Origin of the sequence: Calothrix sp. PCC 6303, assembly GCF_000317435.1 — a bacterium.
Classification (GTDB): Bacteria; Cyanobacteriota; Cyanobacteriia; order Cyanobacteriales; family Nostocaceae; genus PCC-6303.
The window spans coordinates 1047367-1068512 of sequence record NC_019751.1 but is presented as its reverse complement, the minus strand read 5'-3'; the positions used below and the strand labels follow the sequence as shown (position 1 = coordinate 1068512).

14 protein-coding genes are annotated in these 21146 nt (G+C 40.4%); 7 read left to right on the top strand and 7 right to left on the bottom strand.

The annotated features are described in order from the left end of the window. Positions 1-143: 143 nt before the first annotated feature. On the bottom strand, positions 144-791 hold the full coding sequence (locus CAL6303_RS04390; protein ID WP_015196625.1) for a DUF938 domain-containing protein: 648 nt from the start codon (positions 789-791) through the stop codon (positions 144-146). Between the two features lie 326 nt (positions 792-1117). On the opposite strand from CAL6303_RS04390, the gene CAL6303_RS04385 reads away from it, so the two are divergent. The 3 genes from CAL6303_RS04385 to sbcD all read left to right on the top strand — a co-directional run bounded on the left by CAL6303_RS04385 (position 1118) and on the right by sbcD (position 4864). Continuing rightward, entirely contained in the window at positions 1118-1852 is a 735-nt protein-coding gene (locus tag CAL6303_RS04385) for a PEP-CTERM sorting domain-containing protein (RefSeq protein WP_015196624.1), read from the top strand. A gap of 265 nt (positions 1853-2117) precedes the next feature. Continuing rightward, complete coding sequence (locus CAL6303_RS31015; protein ID WP_015196623.1) at positions 2118-2786, top strand: PEP-CTERM sorting domain-containing protein; 669 nt, start codon at positions 2118-2120, stop codon at positions 2784-2786. A 779-nt stretch (positions 2787-3565) separates the two neighbouring features. Continuing rightward, the gene (gene sbcD / locus CAL6303_RS04375; protein WP_015196622.1) at positions 3566-4864 is read left to right on the top strand and encodes an exonuclease subunit SbcD; all 1299 of its coding nucleotides are present in this window, start codon (positions 3566-3568) and stop codon (positions 4862-4864) included. Positions 4865-4987: 123 nt separating this feature from the next. Here the strand turns inward: sbcD and CAL6303_RS04370 are convergent, their stop codons facing one another. Next, entirely contained in the window at positions 4988-5353 is a 366-nt protein-coding gene (locus CAL6303_RS04370) for a DUF6335 family protein (RefSeq protein WP_015196621.1), read from the bottom strand. Positions 5354-5648: 295 nt separating this feature from the next. Between CAL6303_RS04370 and ureE the strand changes: the two genes are divergently transcribed. From ureE to ureG, 4 genes are all read left to right on the top strand, one after another. Continuing rightward, positions 5649-6107 (top strand): urease accessory protein UreE, encoded by a 459-nt coding sequence (gene ureE, locus CAL6303_RS04365; RefSeq protein ID WP_015196620.1) that lies wholly within the window; start codon positions 5649-5651, stop codon positions 6105-6107. Beyond that, entirely contained in the window at positions 6085-6786 is a 702-nt protein-coding gene (locus tag CAL6303_RS04360) for an urease accessory protein UreF (protein WP_041739087.1), read from the top strand. Before ureE ends, CAL6303_RS04360 begins: the two co-directional genes overlap by 23 nt. A gap of 815 nt (positions 6787-7601) precedes the next feature. Next, positions 7602-9755, top strand: coding sequence for a PhoX family protein (locus tag CAL6303_RS04355; RefSeq protein ID WP_015196618.1), 2154 nt, complete (start codon positions 7602-7604; stop codon positions 9753-9755). A 157-nt stretch (positions 9756-9912) separates the two neighbouring features. Beyond that, complete coding sequence (gene ureG, locus CAL6303_RS04350) at positions 9913-10518, top strand: urease accessory protein UreG (RefSeq protein ID WP_015196617.1); 606 nt, start codon at positions 9913-9915, stop codon at positions 10516-10518. A 22-nt stretch (positions 10519-10540) separates the two neighbouring features. On the opposite strand, the gene CAL6303_RS04345 is transcribed toward ureG, so the two are convergent. The 5 genes from CAL6303_RS04345 to CAL6303_RS04325 form a co-directional block, all read right to left on the bottom strand. After that, entirely contained in the window at positions 10541-11023 is a 483-nt protein-coding gene (locus tag CAL6303_RS04345) for a PIN domain-containing protein (protein ID WP_015196616.1), read from the bottom strand. A gap of 521 nt (positions 11024-11544) precedes the next feature. Next, entirely contained in the window at positions 11545-12798 is a 1254-nt protein-coding gene (locus CAL6303_RS04340) for a murein transglycosylase A (RefSeq protein WP_041739084.1), read from the bottom strand. Between the two features lie 17 nt (positions 12799-12815). Beyond that, on the bottom strand, positions 12816-16931 hold the full coding sequence (locus tag CAL6303_RS04335) for a filamentous hemagglutinin N-terminal domain-containing protein (RefSeq protein ID WP_015196614.1): 4116 nt from the start codon (positions 16929-16931) through the stop codon (positions 12816-12818). Positions 16932-17111: 180 nt separating this feature from the next. Next, on the bottom strand, positions 17112-17486 hold the full coding sequence (locus CAL6303_RS04330) for a GxxExxY protein (protein ID WP_015196613.1): 375 nt from the start codon (positions 17484-17486) through the stop codon (positions 17112-17114). Between the two features lie 58 nt (positions 17487-17544). After that, entirely contained in the window at positions 17545-20775 is a 3231-nt protein-coding gene (locus CAL6303_RS04325) for a glycoside hydrolase family 15 protein (protein WP_015196612.1), read from the bottom strand. Between the last annotated feature and the right edge of the window lie 371 nt (positions 20776-21146).

The following is a 21146-nucleotide window of genomic DNA, read 5'->3' as shown; positions in this document are numbered from 1 at the left end:
GCCTCCTGTTATGAGGTAAATTTACATTTTGTTACATAGTTCTGTTTATTTCTACCCAGCTACTTACCCCTACCCCTACATATTTTTAATAATTTTGACTATACTCCCACACAAAGCAATATTGCGACATTGCGTCAGCTAATTTATACCTTTTCAGAAAAGCCCTCTACCTTCTCAAATATTACTGAAAGGTTATTTGCAGGCATTTGGACAGTTTTGAGGAAATTCAAATTTTCAGCTTTAGCAGCAGCAATTACTTGATGCAAGTCACGAATACCCCATTCTGGATTTGAAGATCGCAATGACGCATCAAAGGCTTCGTTACTGGGGGCAGTATGTTGTCCATCTATTTTATAGGGACCATACATATATAAGATACCACCAGCACTCAAAATTCTGTTGGCACCTGCCATTAATCCTAAACATGCCAACCAGGGTGAAATATGAATCATGTTAATATTCACCATTGCTGTGACGGGAGTTTGGGGTTTTGCAGTGGTTTCCACTACCCAATTTGGCATAGATGCATCAATTTGAATTGGTGAATCCAAATTATCACACCCAGTATCTTCCATCCATGCCGCAACACTAGCACGAGACGAAGGATTTGGATCTGAAGGCAACCATCTACGGGGTTTGAGACGCGGGGCAAAGAACACAGCATGTTCACCTGTCCCGCTGGCAATTTCCAAAATAGTCCCTGTTTTTGGTAAAACTTCCAACAAAACCTCTAAAATCACCTCACGATTACGCTGTGTCGCTGGTGCGTATTGCTTTGCGTCGTTAGTCATCGCTGTTTTTTTGTTTGATTTACTTTTTCAGAATTACACACAAAACAAACTAATAGTAAAGTAATATCCAAGATTTTTAACCACAGATGTTCAGATATTTGAAATTACTGAACACTTTATGAACTCCTCATATTTAACAATAGTTTCACAGACTGTATCTTCACATCAGGGTCATCAGGATCAGTAGATAAAAGGAATCATGAGTTAACTTAAAAACATGTTCATTTCGCAAACAAAAAATACAAAAAGCAGTAATAACTCTGCTGCTAAAGCTTGATTAGATCGCACACAATAGACACATCAAAACGAGAAAAAGGCTACGACAAATGTTTAAGAAACTTCTTTCAATTGCTGCTTTATCTGCTATCGTATCTGTGGCTCAAGCTGGTTCTGCTCAAGCTTTGGGATTAACATACAGCAGTGGTTCATATCGTGATGCTGCCACCAATGAAGGTGCTTTCTCAAATCAAGTTAATAATCCTAACTATACAACCCTCGATTTTAATAACGGTGGGGTTCCTGGTAATGATAAAGTTAAATACTCATTTTCTGGAGATGGTAGTTACTCCACTACAGCTTATTCTGGGCAAACAGGCATTTATGCCGATCAATGGGCACCATCTGGCGTGAATGCTGAAGTGAATACTTCTAAATATTTAGCAGTTTTCCAAGGGAAAGACACAATTATTGAAGCTGTAAAAGGTACCTTTAACTACTTTGGTTTTGATGCAGGTGCTTTGAGCGTCGGTAACACAATCAAATTCTTTAATGGTGACACCCTTGTCAAATCAATGGATTATGACGAGATGAATAATCTCGCATCTGTTTCCGCTTCTCAACACGGTGGGGAAAAGAACGCTTTCTTTGAAATCTTTGCTCGAAACAAAACTGAAAACTTCAATAGAGTTGTTCTTTCCCAAACTACTGGTGGTGGTTTTGAAACCGATAACCACACATTCCGCGTCGATCCGGCAAGTGTACCTGAGCCTGGGGCAATCTTAGGATTACTAGCTGTTGGCGGTATGGTAGTAGCTAAGAGCAAAAAACAAAAGACAGCATAAGCATTAGCAAAAGCAACAGTAAGTCATCTACCAAATAAATACTTTTCTGAAATCCAATTAATATCAATTTTAAAAAAAACGCCACAGATAGATATTTATAGAGACCTAGCAATGCTAAGTCTCTAACTTTGAATGTACTGGAATCATTGTTGTAATTCCCATAAGTTTTGCAAACAAACAATAGAAAAAGCACTCATGATTCTGCCGATTAAGCTTAATTGGTTAGCAAGCAATAGACACATCAAAACGAAAGAGAATAAAATCCATGTTTAAGAAAGTTTTTTCTACTTTACTTCCATTTTCCATTGCAGCAACTGCTTTAAGTACAACTCCCGTATTTGCAGGAACATTAGATTTTGCGACTAATGTTCTTGAATATAAAGAAGGTCAGGGAATTCAAACTAGTTGGAGAAGGATAACAGATAATGCATTAGGTAGTTATGATAAAGGATATAAAGGTGAAGAAGCTGATGTGGAAAAATTCTTTCACACTAAAAACCAGAATTTTCTGAGTTTAGGTTTAGGTGGAGAAGCAATCTTTGAGTTCGGCAAGAAATTTACTAAGGAAGTTACTGTATGGGAAACAACTTGGGGTTCTGCTAATGAAAAGCAGTCATATCACGATGAACGGATACAAATATTCGTTGGTAACGATTTAAAGAATTGGTTATCAATTGGTACGATTAAAAATATTGCTGATGGCGCTTACAAAGAAAAAGAAGGTGCGACACTTCAGATTGGCAATAATGACACATACAAGTACGTCAGAGTGGTAGATAAATCTCAAGTGGCTGATGGGAGAGATGGTTTTGACGTGAATGCGATCGCAGTTAGAGGAGTGACTCAGGCTGTTCCCGAACCTGGGGCAATCTTAGGATTACTAGCTGTTGGCGGTATGGTAGTAGCTAAGAGTAAAAAACAAAAGACAGCATAAGCATTAGCACAAACAAAAATACGTCATCTACCAAATAAATGTTTATTTCTCAAATACAATTAATTAAATCGGGATGGGCTTACTGCCTATCCCATTTTAATTTGAAGGTTTTTTATATATAGGAATCCGGTTTGATTTTTGTTGGCGTAGCCTGTGCTTTGCACTTACAAAATTAGGTACTGTAGGGTGCGTATAGCCTGACGGCATCCAATAAAAGACGGAACGTCGTAACGCACCAAACCCTTATAAATGGTGCGTTACGCTGTCGCTAACATACCCTACGTGTCTTTTCAGAAATCAAATAGTAGTCCTATATTCAATTAAAACCTCATCAACTGCTATTAATACAGCAGGAGTTGATGAGGTTTACTTGTTTAAGCAAAGAACTTGCAATTAGTTACAGGTCTTGCAGTGACTTTTGAAATGGGTATAAAACTATCTAAAAGTTGTTCATGATGGCAATAATGCAAATACTTGTCATAATCACTATAATGCCCATAGCAATTGAGACACCCACTGAATTAGGAGTTTTTGAAGTATTCATTTGATAAGCGCCATATATTTATTAAGGATGGTGTCAACAATATCAAGATACTTATACTTATTTTTAGAAAATACTTAAATATTTAATAACCTTTACTTAACTTAGTATAAATGACCGTATCTGCTGATATTTTTTCAAATTAGAATGTCAAGTATGTAACAATGCATGTACTTGTATTCATAATTAAAGGTTTATTTTCATAATTTTCATATTCTTACCTTAACCCTTCACAATCATGATTAAAATCCTTCATTTATCCGATATTCATATGGGAAGTGGATTTTCCCACGGACGAATTAACTCGGAAACAGGTTTAAACACACGTTTAGAAGATTTTGTCAACACACTTTCATTGTGTATCGACCGCGCCCTCAGCGAACCTGTGGATATTGTGATATTTGGAGGTGATGCGTTTCCGGATGCAACACCTGCACCATATGTACAAGAAGCTTTCGCATCACAGTTTCGACGTTTGGTGGATGCCAATATTCCCACTGTTTTGTTGGTGGGTAATCACGATCAACATTCTCAGGGCTTAGGGGGTGCTAGTCTATGTATTTACCGCACATTGGGTGTTCCTGGCTTTGTAGTTGGAGATACAGTCAAAACTCATTTTATTGAAACCCGTAGTGGTTCAATTCAAATTATTACTTTGCCTTGGTTGACACGTTCGGCATTAATGACACGTCAAGAGACTGATGGGTTATCAGTTCCAGAAATTAACCAATTATTAAGCGATCGCTTAAGCGTTGTAATTGAGGCAGAGATTCGCCGCTTAAATCCAGATGTGCCAACTGTTCTCCTAGCTCACCTCATGGCAGATAACGCTACACTAGGGGCTGAACGCTATTTAGCTGTAGGCAAAGGCTTTACATTACCCCTTTCTTTGATGACACGTCCCTGTTTCGATTATGTTGCCTTGGGACATGTGCATCGTCACCAAAATCTGAATAAAACCAACAATCCCCCAGTAATTTACCCAGGGAGTATTGAAAGGGTGGATTTTAGTGAAGAGAAGGAAGATAAGGGTTACGTGATGATTGAATTGGAAAAAGGTAACGCAGATTGGGAATTTTGTGTCTTACCTGCGCGTCCCTTCCGCACAATTGATGTGGATGTATCCAAAGCTGAGGATCCGCAAGCATTAATTATGAAGGCAATATCTAAGCATAATATTCAAGATGCCGTAGTGCGGTTAATTTATAAGTTACGTTCGGAGCAGTTAGACTTGATTGAAAGTAGTGCTTTACATACTGCTTTGACTGCGGCACACACCTATACAATTCAACCAGAATTATTGAGTCAATTAGCTCGTCCCCGGATTCCCGAACTTAATTCATCTAGCAGTATTGACCCAATGGAAGCATTAAAAACCTATTTAAGTAATCGGGAAGATTTAAAAGATATTGCTGCATCAATGCTGGAAATTGCTGACCAACTATTATCCAAAGATGAAGAAATTTGGACGGAAGTTAATAACGATAAGCAGTTATTAACAACACAGTCTCAGGATACGCAGTTAAAGTTAATTTAAAAATATTAACCACGTTTGGAGGTTTAAGTCTCCTGCTTAACAACGGTAGCTTTGTGGAGGAAACTTCCGCCGCAAAGCTGCCTTGTAAAATCCCCGTTACAAAACTTACTCATTACTTACTTTTTAATTAGACCTGGGGTCTAATTCCCACCGTTGCTCATCGCGTTGTTCTAACATATCGTAAGTACCCAGAGGTGTGGCATCGTCAATTTCCACACCCACAGCAGCAGCTATTTCCTCTGTTACACTTTGGTCGGGAGTTGGTGAACTACCACCAACTGCTTCATCACCGACTGCATCCGCATCTTGCCACTGTGCGTCAACGTCACCACCTGTAAGTATGGGACTGGTTTGGGTGTATTCAGCGTCGTCATCGTTTATTATTTTTCCATTCATGTCATAGTTCGGCATTTGTTTAACACCTGTACCGTAGGACTGTGTGATTTCTTGGGGCAAATGAACACTATCCTCTTTTTTTGTTTTTTTCACTATTTTTTAAGTAACCTGAGTTTGTCACCTTTACGGTAGCGTTTTTTAGATAATCAGCTATCCCCCAGATGAGGTACGACTTTTGATAGAAATTAATCTGTATCTTCAGACCGAAGAGATAGCGGCATATCTTGCTTAATCTAATAAGTGTCAATTCACGCTATAGCCACTTTATGGTTAGTTATGAGATTTGGTTCCCAATCATTTCTCATAACTTTTTTGTCTAAATAATTAATGGGAATGCACGCATAAACGTTATAGTTTGTTATCAGGATGTTCAATCACAGTTATCTTGATGCTAACTCTTACACAACGCCAACCTCCAAACGCAAATGCAGCGGTAACTCTCACTTTGGAACTTACGGCAGAAGAACGAACCCGCAGTCGTCATCGCTGGGAAACTCAAGCTGGAGAGGTGGTTTTTTTGCGCTTACCAAGGGGTACCGTTTTACAAAATGGAGATATTTTATTAGATGAATCTGGTAATTATCTGGTGCGGGTTGTGGCTAAATTTGAGCCAGTTTTAACTGTGACTGCTGCGGATACCTTAGAATTGCTTCGGGTTGCATACCATTTGGGGAATCGTCATGTTGCAGTGGAGATTACTGCCAGTTATTTACGTTTGTCTCCTGATCCTGTTTTGAAGTCGATGATTGAGCATTTGGGATTGGAAGTAAAAGCGGAAATTTTACCATTTCAACCAGAAGCAGGTGCTTATGGACAGCATTCACATGCACACACCCATGCACACTGATAGTCAGCTTTTATTTTTATTGCAGTTATGTAGTTCTAGCTTACCTGTGGGAGCATATAGTTATTCCGAAGGCTTAGAAACCTTGGTGGATTATGGGAAGATCAGATGCTCTAGTTCGTTACAGCAATGGTTAGAATCAGAATTGCGTTACGGGGCAATTGGGATGGAAGCTGCGGTGATGGTGCGTGTGTACAAAGCCGCAGAAACTAATGATTTAGAAACCCTGAAGTATTGGAATCAATGGTTGTCAGCAGCGCGAGAAACCGAAGAATTGCGAAACTCTAGTCAGCAAATGGGACGGGCTTTGGTGCGTTTATTGATAGAGTTGGAACCCAAAATGAAAGAGATTTTTGAGCAAATCGGGGATAATTGTAACTGTGGGATTAATTATGCGATCGCATTCACAGTTGCAGCCACTTTTTTTGGTATCAATCTACAGGCAACTTTATTGGGATATTTACATAGCTGGTTAGTTAATTTAGTTACCGCCGGTATTAAGCTAATTCCCCTAGGACAAACTACTGGGCAAATTCTCCTCAAAGACTTACAGGGACTATTGATTAAGACTGTAGAGCAAGCAATGGCAGTATCAGATGATGATTTAGGTTGTTGCAGTTGGGGTTTAGCTTTAGCAAGTATGCAACACGAAACTTTATACACAAGATTATTTAGAAGTTGAGATAAATAGTACAACATTTACTAGTCTGTCAAGATAAAAATGATGGTTGTAGAGACGTAGCAGTGCTACGTCTCTACAGGATTGTGGATGTGTATATAACCGTCAAAATAAAATTGACAGACTACTACCCTTGATATTTCTCAAACTAGATGAGGTCGAATACGAACTTGGAAAAAGAATCCAAGAGATTCCTAAATTACCAACATTTAGACAGAAGTTAACCAATTAATCACTACTCCTTATCCTTAAAGCCGTATATTTTCGGTAGTTATAACTTCAGCAACGTCTAAATAATTTCGCGGAATCATTTAGCAATACGGATAAATTTGACACAATAGCAAAACTAAAGCATTCCTGAATGAGTAGTCTAATGACAGTATTCGTTAAATTTAGTTAAAGTATGAATTCATACAAGCTAATTCGCTGATTTATTTTTCAAGTAGCAGCAATTAATTGTTTCGGGAAAGGAAAAAGGTAGGAGCTAGGGGGAAATTTTTTAATCGAAAACAAAGCCCTTTTACCCAGATACATCCCGTATCCAAGCTATCCTTCGGTTTTAACGAACTTTGGGGGTTGAAGTTCCCAGCAATCAACGAGGGTAGTCCCTGTTGTGTAGGGGATTTTACCCCGTCACAAAACTTACTTGCGTAGCTTACTTCTCGCTCTGCGAGTATTGCGAATTGTTTTAATTCCCCCGCTAAAATCTCAGGTTTGGCGGTTTCAGGTTGTGGGTTTAAATCCCTAACTCTTTCAACTCGATCTTTATTTCATCTCAAGCAAAAACTGATTCTGATCTTTATTGGAGAAGACACAAAATGAAAGGCTCCCAACACCCAAAAAATAATGTGACTCTTAACCCATCTGGTAACGAGTCAATCCAGGATGTTATTGCACGTATGAGTCGCCGTAAATTCATTTTTACGGCTGCTGGTGCATCTGCGGCAACCATACTAGGTCAAGTTTCCATTGGCGGTTTCTTACAAACAGTCCAAGCATCACCTATCCCTCCCAGCAAGGGTTTTCAAGGTATTGGTTTTGAAAGTATCCCACCAAACCTGAATAACCCAGCCACTGGACTCCTAGAAAAGGATTTAGTCTCAGTTCCCACGGGATACAATGCCGAGGTTTTAGTAGCTTGGGGCGATCCAATTATGCCCGGTGCCCCCGATTGGCTACCCAATGCTTCCCAAGGTTCTGCCATTCAGGAAACCCAGTTTGGGATGCACGCTGATGGAATGCACTATTTCCCCATACAAAAATCTGGTAGACGTTCATCGGAAAGAGGTATTCTTTGTGTCAATCATGAATATACCCATGAAGAACTCCTGCACCCAGATGGATTGAGTTTTACTCCGGCAACTGCAACCGCACCTCAATTAGGTTTACCTGGTTCCAAAGTCACCATTGAGAAAGTTCGCAAATCCCAAGCTGCACATGGTGTATCCGTTGTAGAGATATTTAAAAATAAACAGGATAAGTGGAAAGTTGATCGGCGTTCTGCTTATGGTCGTCGAATCACAGCGAATACAGAGATGCGTGTTTCTGGTCCGGCTGCTGGAGACACATTACTCAAATCCAAGAAATTTTTTATCACTCCCACAGGTTCTGTGGATAGCTATGTCTTGAATGATGGTTTTACTGCTTATGGAACTATCAATAATTGCGCCCACGGTTACACACCTTGGGGTACCTATCTTACCTGCGAAGAAAATTGGAATGGTAACTTTGCGGCACCCACAGATGTAGTTGTACCACCTGGTTTACAAGCATCTGATATTGTACCAGGGCAACTTCGTTATGGTATCCCTAAAACTAGTGGTTATCGTTGGAATGAGGTTGATCCTCGTTTTGATGCCAGCACTAACCCCTTAGAACCTCATTTATTTGGTTGGGTAGTGGAAATTGACCCCTTTGCACCCCAAAGCAAACCAGTTAAACGTACTGCTCTGGGAAGATTTAAGCATGAAAGCGCCCAAGTTGTTGTGGATGATCAGAATCGTGTTGCCTTCTACATGGGTGATGATGAGCGTAACGAGTACATCTACAAATTTGTTTGTACCAACCGACTCAATCCTAATAAACGCTCTGCTAACCGAGATTTAATGGATGATGGTATTCTGTACGTTGCCAAATTTAATGATGATGGTACAGGTAAATGGCTGCCTTTAGTTCATGGACAAAACGGTTTAACTGCTGAAAACGGTTTTAGAAGTCAAGCAGAAGTATTGGTAAAAACTCGCCAAGCAGCAGATCGTCTAGGTGCCACCATGATGGATCGTCCAGAATGGACTGCTGTCAGACCCCGCATCAAAGGTTTTGACGAGATTGAAGTTTACTGTACTTTGACAAATAACAGTCGTCGTGGTGGTACACCACCTTCCTCGAATAAAGTAGATGGTACCACTGCCGCAGGTAGTGCGCGTCCTCCTGTGGATCCTGCTAACCCCCGTCCAGATAACCGTTATGGTCATATTATCCGCTGGCGGGAGGCTGGACGTTCGGTGACAGCTGCTACTTTTTCCTGGGATATCTTTGTGGAAGCTGGTGACAAACTTGACCCTGATCCCAATCACAAAGGTAATATCAATGGTGATGACTTTGGCGCAGCAGATGGTTTATGGTTTGATGATTTCGGTCGTCTGTGGATTCAAACTGACCAAGCTGGGGATGCTTTAGGTGATTGGAAAAACATCGGTGGAAACGTGATGATGTGTGCTGATCCCAATACTAAGCAAGTTCGTCGCTTCCTCACTAGTCCTACCAATTGTGAGGTGACAGGTGTTATTACTACACCTGATGGCAAAACAATGTTTATTAATATTCAGCATCCTGGAGATGATGCAGTAGCATCAAACCCAACTCAGTATAGTAACTGGCCCCATAGTCAGGGATACGGCTTACCAGGTCGTCCCCGTTCTGCAACCGTCGTAATTACACGTCAAGATGGTGGCGTAATTGGTGGGAAGTAGGTGTTTTTTAACACAATAGATATCTGTGAAAAATGATGAACAGACGTAGCAGTGCTACGTCTCTACTAGTCTGTAGCGTGCAGTCTGCACGCTACAGTTATATAGTGAGGTGGAGAATTTAAATCTCAGCCTGAGTTGTAGCTGATAACTAACTAATATGAACGCATTTCGTGTCGGGGTCGCGGGTCCTGTGGGTTCGGGAAAAACTGCTTTGGTGGATGGCTTGTGTAAGGGAATGCGCGATCGCTATAATTTGGCAGTGGTGACTAATGATATCTACACCCAGGAGGACGCTGAGTATTTAGTGCGATCGCAAGCGTTGCCAAAGGAGCGTATTCTGGGGGTGGAGACTGGTGGATGTCCCCATACGGCAATTCGGGAAGATGCTTCGATGAATTTGGCTGCGGTTGAACAGCTAGAAGCCAGTTTTGACCATTTAGATTTGGTATTTATTGAAAGTGGTGGCGATAATTTAGCAGCTACTTTTAGTCCGGAATTAGTAGATTTAACTATCTATGTCATAGATGTGGCTGCTGGTGATAAAATACCTCGTAAAGGTGGTCCCGGTATTACTAAATCTGATTTATTGGTAATTAATAAAACTGATTTAGCGCCCTATGTGGGTGCCGATTTGGGTGTCATGGAACGGGATACTAAAAAGATGCGTCGAGAAAAGCCTTTTGTCTTTACTAATCTAAAGACTCAAGCTGGTTTAATAAATGTAATCGAATTTATTGCTTTACACAGTCCCCTTGATAAATAATTATTGAAGGCAAAATTTAGCACTAAAAATCTTGGCAGGTGAAATTTTCTTCTGAGTTCTGTATTTGAGATTTTTGGAGTTGATTTTCTAAGTTAATTCTGATTTTTAAATCAGTTACTGACCAAATCCAGAAATTATCTGCTGCTGCGGCAAAATCATAATCTTTGTGAGTGACAATCGCATCCAAATTATGACTACTGGCACAGGCTAGTTCTACAGCCGATTCAAAGTCTTGAATGGGTAATAAACGCGCTTCTTGAAGTGTACTTTGATGGACTTGACAAACTTGAATTTTTTCTTTCAACCAATCTATAATTGCTTGTGCCGTTTTAACATTTTGAAATTTACTAGCATAGGTATAGATTTTTTGCCACCCAATATCTGTAATGTACATTTTAATTAAAGGATGAATGCGATCGAATAAGATATCGACATTCCCCATAAATCGGTTACGATTCATTAAGGCATCTAAAATTAAGTCTGCATCAACTAGGATTCCAATCACTTTTAACTCCTAAGATTATCTAAATTAATCTAATTTGGGCAAGGGAAAATAATCGCAAAATACTAGTAAGTTGAGTGGGACGGAGTTTAACCCAAAGGAACTTTCTATGTTGCGATCAATTTAGAACTTTTTTAACTGAGAAATACTTAAATTTAATTATGGAAAATTGGTAGAGTTGCTGACTTTGATAAACTAACTTTACCCTTATTCTCCTGGAAATTTTTCCAAAAGCTATCACACCAAATAAAGAGTGCTGCTAGATACTCCGTGGTTACTATCAGTACTCTAAAAACGAACGGAAAAAGAGTAGAGAGTACAAAGGAGTGACGGAGAATTTTTTGATAAGTTTCATAATTTGTGTAGAAGAGTAGATGTGGGAATATTCTTGATATACAGATTGAGATAGTAATATTTCTGATTTGAGATTTTGAGTTTTTTAAGTTAAGTTTTTTTTCATAGTGTTGACATAAGGTCAGAAGAGAGGATTTAAAATAAATTTCCTTTTTCAAATCTATTGATATTTATCTATTGACTGATTTTTGAGGTTTGAGCAGTAAATAGAAAAGTTGTCCATGTCCGACGGTGACACCTGCCCGTTCTCCAGCAACTTTTCCGGAACCAGTAAAGTAATCTACACGTCCTGCACCTTTAATTGCACCTCCCGTATCTTGATCAAGAACATAACGACTAACGACGCGATGTTGCATGGCTCCAGAGGGGTCTGGAAAGGGCAGGTAGGAACGAATTAATGCTAATGCACCGGGTGGCATTAATGACTTGTCGGTGGCTATAGAACGGTCTGGAGTGAGTCCTACTTGAATGGAACCTGTTGCCGGAGAACCTTTATTTTCTTGGAAGAACACAAAGCTTTTGTCTCTGGGTATATACGTATTCAGTTCTAGTGGGTATTTATGAAAATACTCTAATATTTTGGGCATTGTCATACCCACTAAGGGTACCTTTCCATCATCAGCTAATGCTTTACCGATGCTGCTGTAGTCGTGTGCAGAGTTACCAGCATAACCAACGCTGGTGCGACTCCCATCTGTAAGTTGGAGTTGAGCAGAACCTTGGATTTGCATCATATACGGCTCTAAGCGATCGCGCAACCAAAAGAATGCTAATCCTTTCAATTTAGTTTTTTCTGCTTGGAGTCCGTCTGCACCTTCCAATTCTAAGCGGGTGGGGTGTGGTCTTTGCCACTGTTTGATATCCGGGGGAATACGGTAAATTGGGTAACGGAATTCGGCTGTGGGGACGCGACTGGCTGTATATATGGGTTCGTAGTAGGAAGTATATAGCACTCCACCTTTTTTATCACTGCCGATGGATTGGTAAATATCGAATTCTTGGGTAATTGCGTTGTGGAGTTCGATAGGTGATTGGGTATTTTGGACTAGTTGACGGAAACGTAGTAAACTAGCGACGACGCGATCGCGTGTAAATTCGGGGACTGAATAATCTTGATAGTCTTTGACTGCCCTTTGGGTTTGTAAATATTGGAGACTGCGATTGATAGAGGTGATTAATGCTTTTTTATCGCCTTTTTCTCCCCAAAGTTGCTCATCAAGACAAGAAACATCCTTTTGACAACAGCTTATTCCAGAACGCGATCGCAATACAGGTGAATTGCCTTTAAAAGGTAAATACCACTTTTTTAATTGGCAATCTGCTGTAGTTAGGGATGGTTTTCCCAAGGGTTGACTTCCAGCCAACAGCGCGAATAAAAATGTTGGTATACTCAGGGCGATGGTAATCAGAATCTTGACTTTCATGCTGCTAAATTCATTTGCTAATCTAAGCTTAAACATGAGGATGCAGCAGGTTGGGAATAGGGAATAGTTTGGGGGACGTTAGCAACCAAGAATATTGTACCATCGGGAGATTTGATCCATCCTTGGGCTTCGACAATTGTATTTGGAGGGTGAGAAGTTTGGGTGTTAATAATTGATGGTGCAACCGTTTGATTTGTTCTTTGTTCTTCTAAGGTTGCTAGTTGATTATCTTCCAGTGTCCCTGTAAGAAATTCTAGGGGGTTAGATGGTAAAACTCCAGGTCCAGTGATGATAAATTTACCTAAAGGTTTAGAATATATATCTCTGGGACAAGTTTGATCTATTTGATTACTGGCATCAAGGACATTACGGGATAATTGTATTAAACCTTTACTAGGATCAGTATCAGGTGTGTCAATCTCGGTTTTCCCATCTAAATCTGGGGTTGCACCCTTGGTAGTAATGTCGCTTTCATCAGTTAAAGTGGAACTGGGTCTGATGCCAAAAAGCGCTTGAGTAGTAATTTTAATATCTCCACCGCGAAAGCCGCTAGAATTAGCGCTGATATCGCTGTTTTCAAAACCTGCAATGACATCGCTATTAATATTAATGCTTCCACCGCTTACGCGATCGCCATCGCCATTTGTGGTAATATTACTGCCACGACGCAGAATTAAACTTTGAGATCGCAAATTGATGGTTGCTTGTTGCTTAGTGGGATCTATGGCAGCACCCTGAGTATTTGCTTGAATACTGGAAAATCTATCTAGGCGGATAGAATTAGCATCAACGTAAACATTACCTCCTTGCCCTTTACCTTCGGCGGTGGCAAATAATGTCGCACCATTACTTAGGGATAATATTGGAGTGTTAATATCAATCCTCCCGCCGCTGCCAGTACCATTTTTAATGACGTTACTACCGATACTAGTGCCATTCCCATCTGCTCTTTGTCCATCTAAGAAAACAAGACGGTTGGCATTAACAGTGATGTTACCAGCATCTCCCTTGCCGTCAGTTGCTACACTCAAAAATGAGCCTTCTGTTAGAGATAAAGTACCTGTATTAATTTTAATGTAGCCAGATGAGCCATCTGTTCCTTCACTAGTTGCAGCAATAATTCTACCAGTGTTGGTGAAGGAGACAATGCCATCCGGATCAGTATCAATCGTTACGAAACCACCCTTACCTGTGCTACCAGTATTTACAGTCGCAAAAATCGTACTCAAATCGTCAAATTTAGCGCTACGACTAGCATTAATGATGACGTTGCCAGCATTACCTTTACCATCTGTACTGGTGAAAAAACCGGATTTGTTAGTCAAAAGAAAGTCTTTCGTATCAATGCGAATACCACCAGCATCTCCTGTACTACCTGGTTTGATGCTATTAAAAATATTACTATTGTTGAAAGTTAAATCTTGCTTGGCGTTAATACTAATAGTACCTGCGGTGCCACTCCCAAATGTTTCGGCGATAAAAAAAGAGTTATTTGTTGCTGAAAATTTACCTGTGGAGATAGATATATTCCCTGCATTTCCCTCTCCACTACTATTGGCGATGGTTCCAGCGTTAGTAAAGGCAACGCTACCATCAGAATCAGTATTAATTGCGATGTAACCGCCATTACCTGTACTACCTGCATTCACAGGGGAAAGAATAATGCTATTGCCATCAAGTTTGGCACTCCGACTGGCATTAACAATAATGTTGCCAGCATCTCCTTTGCCTTCTGTACTAGTGATAAAAACAGCTTTGTTAGTTAGAAAAAAGTCTGCGGTGTTGATGCGAATATCTCCGGCTTTACCTGTGCTATCTTTTTTCACACCACTATTAATAATGCTATCGTCGAAGGCTACACTCTGTTTACCACTGATATCAACAGTACCAGCGTTACCACTACCAAATGTTTCGGCAATGAAAAAGGAGTTTTTTGTCGCCGAAAACTTCCCCGTGGAGATGGATATGTACCCGGCATTTCCCTCTCCACTACTGTTGGCAATGGTTCCAGCGTTAGTAAAGGCAACGCTACCATCAGAATCAGTATTAATTGCGATGTAACCGCCATTACCTGTACTACCTGCATTCACAGGGGAAAGAATAATGCTATTGCCGTCAAATTTAGCGCTACGACTGGCATTAATAATCACGTTGCCAGCATCTCCTTTGCCTTCTGTACTGGCGAAAAAAACAGCTTTGTTAGTCAACAAAAAGTCTGCGGTGTTGATACGAATATCACCAGCTTTACCTGTAGTATCTTTTTTAACACCACTAGTAATCTTACTATCATCGAAGGTGACACTCTGTTTGCCAGTAATGTCAACACTACCAGCATTACCAGTACCAAGTGTTTCAACGTTGATAAAAGATCCATTTGTGGCAGAAAAGGTACCTGTAGATATAGATACGTTACCCGCGTTTCCCCTACCACCATTTCTGGCAATAATTAAGCCAGTATCATCCATGGAAACATTTCCAGTGGGGCTGGTGGTGATTGTGATGTTACCACCTTGGCGGGTACTAACTCCATCTTTGGCAAAAAAGTCTCCCCGCAAGTCATTTTCAATCCCACCTTGCTTTTGGAGGACAACGCGATCGCTTGCTTCAACTAAGATATTACCAGAGTTACCTTGACCCTTAGAAATGGAAAATAATTCTCCACCAAAGTTGTTGCCATCCGGTACTAATAAAACTTCCCTAGCTTTAATAGTGATATTTCCTCCATTTCCAATTCCCCCCGGTTCCACGTTGCTAAATATACCAGATGGAGATTCAAAATTAAATCTCCCGGCAAATTTCACAGTTCCATTTGGAGCATTAATAGTTACATCTCCAGCATCTCCGCGACTGAAGGTATTACTAAATAATCCAGCACCTCCACTAGCGGCGAAGTTATCTGTGTTGATATAAATTCCCCCAGCATTCCCTGTAGAGTTGGCTCTAACTCTGCTAAAAATAGCACTAGCTGCACCATCACTAGTTCTACCTTCCAGGGAAACATTACCAGCATTAATAATTACTTGACCGCTATTACCTAAAGCACCCGTATCGCTACGAATTTGTCCCCCGGTAGTGAGTTTGAGATTTGCCGTATTGATGTTGATATTGCCAGCATTACCCACAGCATCACGGGAGACACTATTGGTAATTACGGCTTTGTTGCTTAATGCGATCGCGTCTTTGATATTTAGGTCAATATTACCAGCTTGGCTACCTGCACTACCCTCTTGAATACCGATTCCTGCCAGTAAATAAGTTCTGTCATCAATATTTAATTCCCGTGCAGTCATGGCGATATTACCACCATTGCCACTTTGCACATCAATAATAGAGTTATTAGTTAATGATATTTTGCCAAGGGCTAGGTTATCTGGAAAATTTAATTTTATGTCATTGACATTCACATTCAATCCCAAAACTCCAGCATCACCTACAGCACCTAATTCAATTCTACCCCCATAGCTATTTAAGCCAGCTTGATTCAGATTAATATCACCACCAGCAAGCACCAAACTCTTACCATCAGGAACCCTTAAACCAGCTTTTCTAATATTAGGATCAGAACTCAAGGATGTTCCAAAAATGACATTAGCATTATTTTGAATCGGAGCCGATTGCCTTTGACTAAACACCAAAGCTGAAGGACTAACCGTTAACAAAGGAGTCGGTGCTTCTGGGTTAGTCGCACTGAAAAAACCTAAATCTCCAAATTTAAATTGATTTGCCGTAGTTCCCACAAAAGAACCACCAATATCTAACCTCGCATTTTCTCCAAAAACAATTCCATTGGGATTCATCAAAAACAAATTTGCTGTACCATTTGCCCGAATCCAGCCATCAATATTAGAAGCAGATGTTCCTGTTACCCGACTTAAAATATTTTGAATATCTGTAGAATTATTAAACCTAGCTTCACCACCAGTAGGGACGGTAAACTTTTCAAAACTATGAAACAGGTTATTTCCTACCCTAGTTCCACCTGTAATATCACACTCATTACAACCAGGATTAACTACAGAATTATTAGGTAAAGTTTGATCGGGGACAATTTCTGCTTTGATGGGAGTAGAAAAGAAAAAATAGCAAAAAGCGCCTCCACAGATGAAGCCCAATCTGCGAAAAGATAGTTTCATAAGTGTAATTTTTTCTTTAGGGGAACAAAATTAGTTTTAGGTATCTCATATTGATGTACCTTAGGGAATCTATCCTAGGGAGGATGTGTTGGTGGAAGAAATATTTTTTAACGCAAAGGATCGCAGAGGAAAGCGCAGAGAAGAAAGGGAGAAGAGAGGAGAGAAGAAAGAGAGAGAAAATTAGAGGTTGTTGACGACGCGTTTTATTCCTTCTTTGAGGTGGATGACGTTGAAGTTGAGAATGAGTCCTAGTTTACAATCTGCGAGTTTGAGGTAGGTGAGGAGTTGGGCTGAGTGAATTGGTTTTATAGATTCCACCGATTTAATTTCCACAATCACTTTGTTCTCCACCATCAAATCCAATCGATAAGCACAATCTAACTCCACACCCTTATAAACTAAAGGCAATGGAACCTGTTGCTGAACACTCAAACCTTCATTTTCCAACTCATAATACAAACACCTCTCATAAGCAGACTCCAGCAAACCTGCACCCAAAGACGAATGCACCCGCATCCCACACCCAATAATCATCCCACTCAACTCATTCTCCATCTCCCTCTCTTCTCTGCGCTTTCCTCCGCGTCCCTCTGCGTTAAAACTCTTTTATTTCTTACTCCCTCACCAACTCACCCAAGAATTTAAATGCATTCACAATATGCCCCTCACACTCCCTCGGAGAAGTATTATAAAAAGACCGCCATGCCGAAGCCTTATCCTCATCATACCGATCACCTCGTTCCGGTCGCATTTCCAACCAAGCTAAACGCACAGCATGACCAATAATCACATCCAAAACCAAATAATCATCAATTTGCAGTTCGGAGTTTTTCGAGACGATTGCAGCCATTTCCATCAAGGTTTCAATGCAAACTTGGCGATACTCTGGTGACTCGATTTTATTGAGTAAATGCTCTACTTTTAGGGCAAAATTTTTCTCCCCTGCTGTCATTTCCGCTAACATGGTTTCACTATCTAAGCGGTTGCGACGTTCGAGTTTGTCACCAATTACTACACCTTTGCAGTGTTGCAGCAATAACCAAACATTTTGATAAAATTCGCTAGGAACCCTGCCTGTTGAACCTTCAGCTTTGCGAAAACGTCGCCATCCACCTTCGGGTGCTTCCATATCCTCGATGATTGGTGATAAACCCACCCAGTTGATATTAGTGGCTTTTTGGCGGAAATGTAGGGATTCTTGTTGTTGTAACAAATTACTCATGCCTGTGTACCCAGTGAGGACGTTCCGCAAGCGGGTTTTCACCTCAAATGGTGCTAGCTGCATGAGTCTTTGATATGCCTCATCTTGGGTAACAAATGATTCCCTAGCAATTTCACTAGTCAGTAGGAGAATCAAATAACCGATACGGATAGTTAGTAATCCTTTGAATAATTCCGGTTCCGATTTAATGAGGGTACTCACATAAATAAGTATCTCTTGAGTGAGAACGCGATCGCGTATGTCTTCGCGGCAGAAGTTATTGATTTTTTCTACTATCTCGGTGTGAGATAAAGGTACAGTCATTAATGAGTCTTGACTGTAGGCTTTACCGACGGCTATTTGTTTTCCCCTTACTACGATGCTGGTGACGACATCTGAAAGGCTGATATCTGCCATCTGCATCAACCCGGCAGCTTGTCGTACCACTGCCCATAGTCCTAATTCTCCAGCTTTGGTATAAATTTCATCTAGTAAGTCCCCAATTGTGACGGGGTTCTCTGAACCACCAAAGCCTGTATCAAATTCTAATCCTTCTAAGCGGGTTAATGCCTGCAATAATTCAATTTGTTCGTAGATGTTTTCTGAAGAACGCAAGCACGAAAGTAGCATTTCTTGGTTGGTTTCGTACTCCATCTGAAATTCTTGAGTATGTCCTAGTTGCAGATTCTTACCCGAATTTGAGATTAAATATTGACGACGGGGTTTAGCATCTTGAACGGATGACTGGCTAAATTCAAAGTCTTGGAGATAGTCAACTCGTTCGATGGCTCCTGTTAAAATTAATTGGTTGAGTCTTCCAAGTTTGACGGGTACACTGTTACATACTCCATCTTTGAATTCCTGCATTAGTTCTAATAATGCCTCGCTACCAACTTCGAGGATGGTATGTGTCAACATTAAGGTGAGGGTAGGACGACCTAAATCATTCCAATATTTGTGAATATAGGTGAGTTCGCTCCGCAGTTGATCCACAAGGAAGTGGTAATCTAAGGTTAAGTAAAATTGCTGTGAGTCTAGGAAAGATGGTAAAAAGACAACTGTGTCATTTCCAAGACGAAATAATCTCGAAGTCGTTAAGCTGCGTGGTTTACGGGGAGGACGACCAGTTAAACTTAGTTTATCATTACGACCAATTTGGGTATAAATTGTGATTAATTCTTCTGCTTGACGAACTTGAATTGGTTCTACTTCTTTGGGTGTTTGTGTCTCAATGCCGTAAACTTCTAATTTTGCCTGTAAATCTTCATCTTCTGATAAAAGAGCAATTTGTACGGATGCTTCCCGGTTTTTCTTAGAATTTAAATATCTTCCCAAAGGATCGATATCACCAACGGCAATTAGTCCCTCACTCAACATTTGACCTAGATAATATAGACTTTGCGCCCAAACTAGGGGAATATTTTCATTGGGTAAACGCGGTTGACTTTGAGGTTCTAGTTTCTCAGCTTCGATATTTTCGGCGGGAACATAGTAGAGTTCTGGTAGTAGTTGCAAACCATCCCGCTCAATTAATAAGCTTTTAAGTTGCTTTTGGTAATGCTTAATATCTTCTTTTTCACCACGAAATAAAGCATCAAGCAGTAAATAGGTGAAAAATAAAGGCCATTCACATTCTATATGTTCAAATTGCTTTAATTCCCAAGGTTCGTAGTGTAGACGCTGGTTATCTTCAATTACGGTTTGGTGTCCATCACGCAAAAAGCGTTTGCAACCGTACTTTCCAGCTAGTTGATTAATAATTTTATTCCTGGTTCTTTCCAGTAATGTTTCCCCTGGAGAATCCCTCAATTCCACATCTTCTACTGCAAATGCGGGAAAACTAATTACACTCAACAGGGCAGCATCGATTTCTTTGGATGCGGATTCCCTAGGTAATAATGACTCTAATGTAATTCTGGTTCGGGCTATTTCGTCTGGTAGGGCATGAATTACCGAAGCTTGACTGCCTCCACGCACTCCGAATAAATCTATCCCATTGATGGCTTCTAAAGCGGCTTTTGCCATACCTACAGAACTAGCATTTAGTTCAGCACTGCCATGGTTGATCTTATTCCCCCGTTCCCAAATACCAAAATCAGGAGTCCTATAAGCTCGTCCAATATAGTAAACCAAATTCTGGACAAAGTTAACTTCATCTAGGGTGTAAATGATTTCTAACCCCGAAGCTGTCATTTGCGCCAACATCAAGATAAATATCGATGTTGCATCCAGTTGCAGATGTCCCCATTCGTCATCAGCAACAACAATATCACCTGTTGTGGTGTTATATTTGGCGTGCAAGGCATCGAGGGGAGACTGAGTATGTTTGAAATGCTCAACTTTATGCGCTTGCCGCATCATCGCAAACAATAGTCCCCGCATCAATTTGACTGTGGAATGTTCTAGTTCGTAAGTGCGTCCTTTGTCATCATCGACTTTGCGATAACCTAAGCCTAATCCCCACACAGCCAAAATACTATAAACGTTATCCCGTACCCAGGCATCAGTATAGTCTCCATGTGCCGTCACCGCTGTACTTGCTGGCAGAAGTCCACTAATTGGGTTTTGACGTGCAAGAATAATCGTCTTGATTTGCTGGTAATAATGATCAAGGCGAATTTGCAATTGGGTAACTGTTTTCATAATCAAATTTGAGAACTTTGTACAGAAATAAACCAGCGGGAAATCAATGGCTCAATATTCTTGTCACTCAAGTATGGGAGTAATCCATCTTAACCTAAATCTGGAGATGAGCTAGAACGCTTGCATTGCTGTTTCCAGTCTCATCATATATACAATTCGATCCATCGTTATCATGATTGTTCAAACTAGTAGTTTAGAACCAAATCTTGGTGAGACGTGATGTATCATGTCTCTACATTTGAGGTAATATTGTCGGTAAGAAATTGGTATAAGATGCGACTGTGGCTTTTTCTGGTTTTAATCTCGCAGAATCATACAATCTTTCGTCTAATATAATGCAGATAACGTGAGTTCGATAGGATGTAAAAAGT

Bases quoted from the DNA above. Each gene is read 5' to 3' on its own strand.
- CAL6303_RS04390 (WP_015196625.1), bottom strand. From the start codon at position 791: ATGACTAACGACGCAAAGCAATACGCACCAGCGACACAGCGTAATCGT.
- CAL6303_RS04385 (WP_015196624.1), top strand. From the start codon at position 1,118: ATGTTTAAGAAACTTCTTTCAATTGCTGCTTTATCTGCTATCGTATCT.
- CAL6303_RS31015 (WP_015196623.1), top strand. From the start codon at position 2,118: ATGTTTAAGAAAGTTTTTTCTACTTTACTTCCATTTTCCATTGCAGCA.
- sbcD (WP_015196622.1), top strand. From the start codon at position 3,566: ATGATTAAAATCCTTCATTTATCCGATATTCATATGGGAAGTGGATTT.
- ureE (WP_015196620.1), top strand. From the start codon at position 5,649: ATGCTAACTCTTACACAACGCCAACCTCCAAACGCAAATGCAGCGGTA.
- CAL6303_RS04360 (WP_041739087.1), top strand. From the start codon at position 6,085: ATGCACACACCCATGCACACTGATAGTCAGCTTTTATTTTTATTGCAG.
- CAL6303_RS04355 (WP_015196618.1), top strand. From the start codon at position 7,602: ATGAAAGGCTCCCAACACCCAAAAAATAATGTGACTCTTAACCCATCT.
- ureG (WP_015196617.1), top strand. From the start codon at position 9,913: ATGAACGCATTTCGTGTCGGGGTCGCGGGTCCTGTGGGTTCGGGAAAA.
- CAL6303_RS04340 (WP_041739084.1), bottom strand. From the start codon at position 12,798: ATGAAAGTCAAGATTCTGATTACCATCGCCCTGAGTATACCAACATTT.
- CAL6303_RS04335 (WP_015196614.1), bottom strand. From the start codon at position 16,931: ATGAAACTATCTTTTCGCAGATTGGGCTTCATCTGTGGAGGCGCTTTT.
- CAL6303_RS04330 (WP_015196613.1), bottom strand. From the start codon at position 17,486: ATGGAGAATGAGTTGAGTGGGATGATTATTGGGTGTGGGATGCGGGTG.
- CAL6303_RS04325 (WP_015196612.1), bottom strand. From the start codon at position 20,775: ATGAAAACAGTTACCCAATTGCAAATTCGCCTTGATCATTATTACCAG.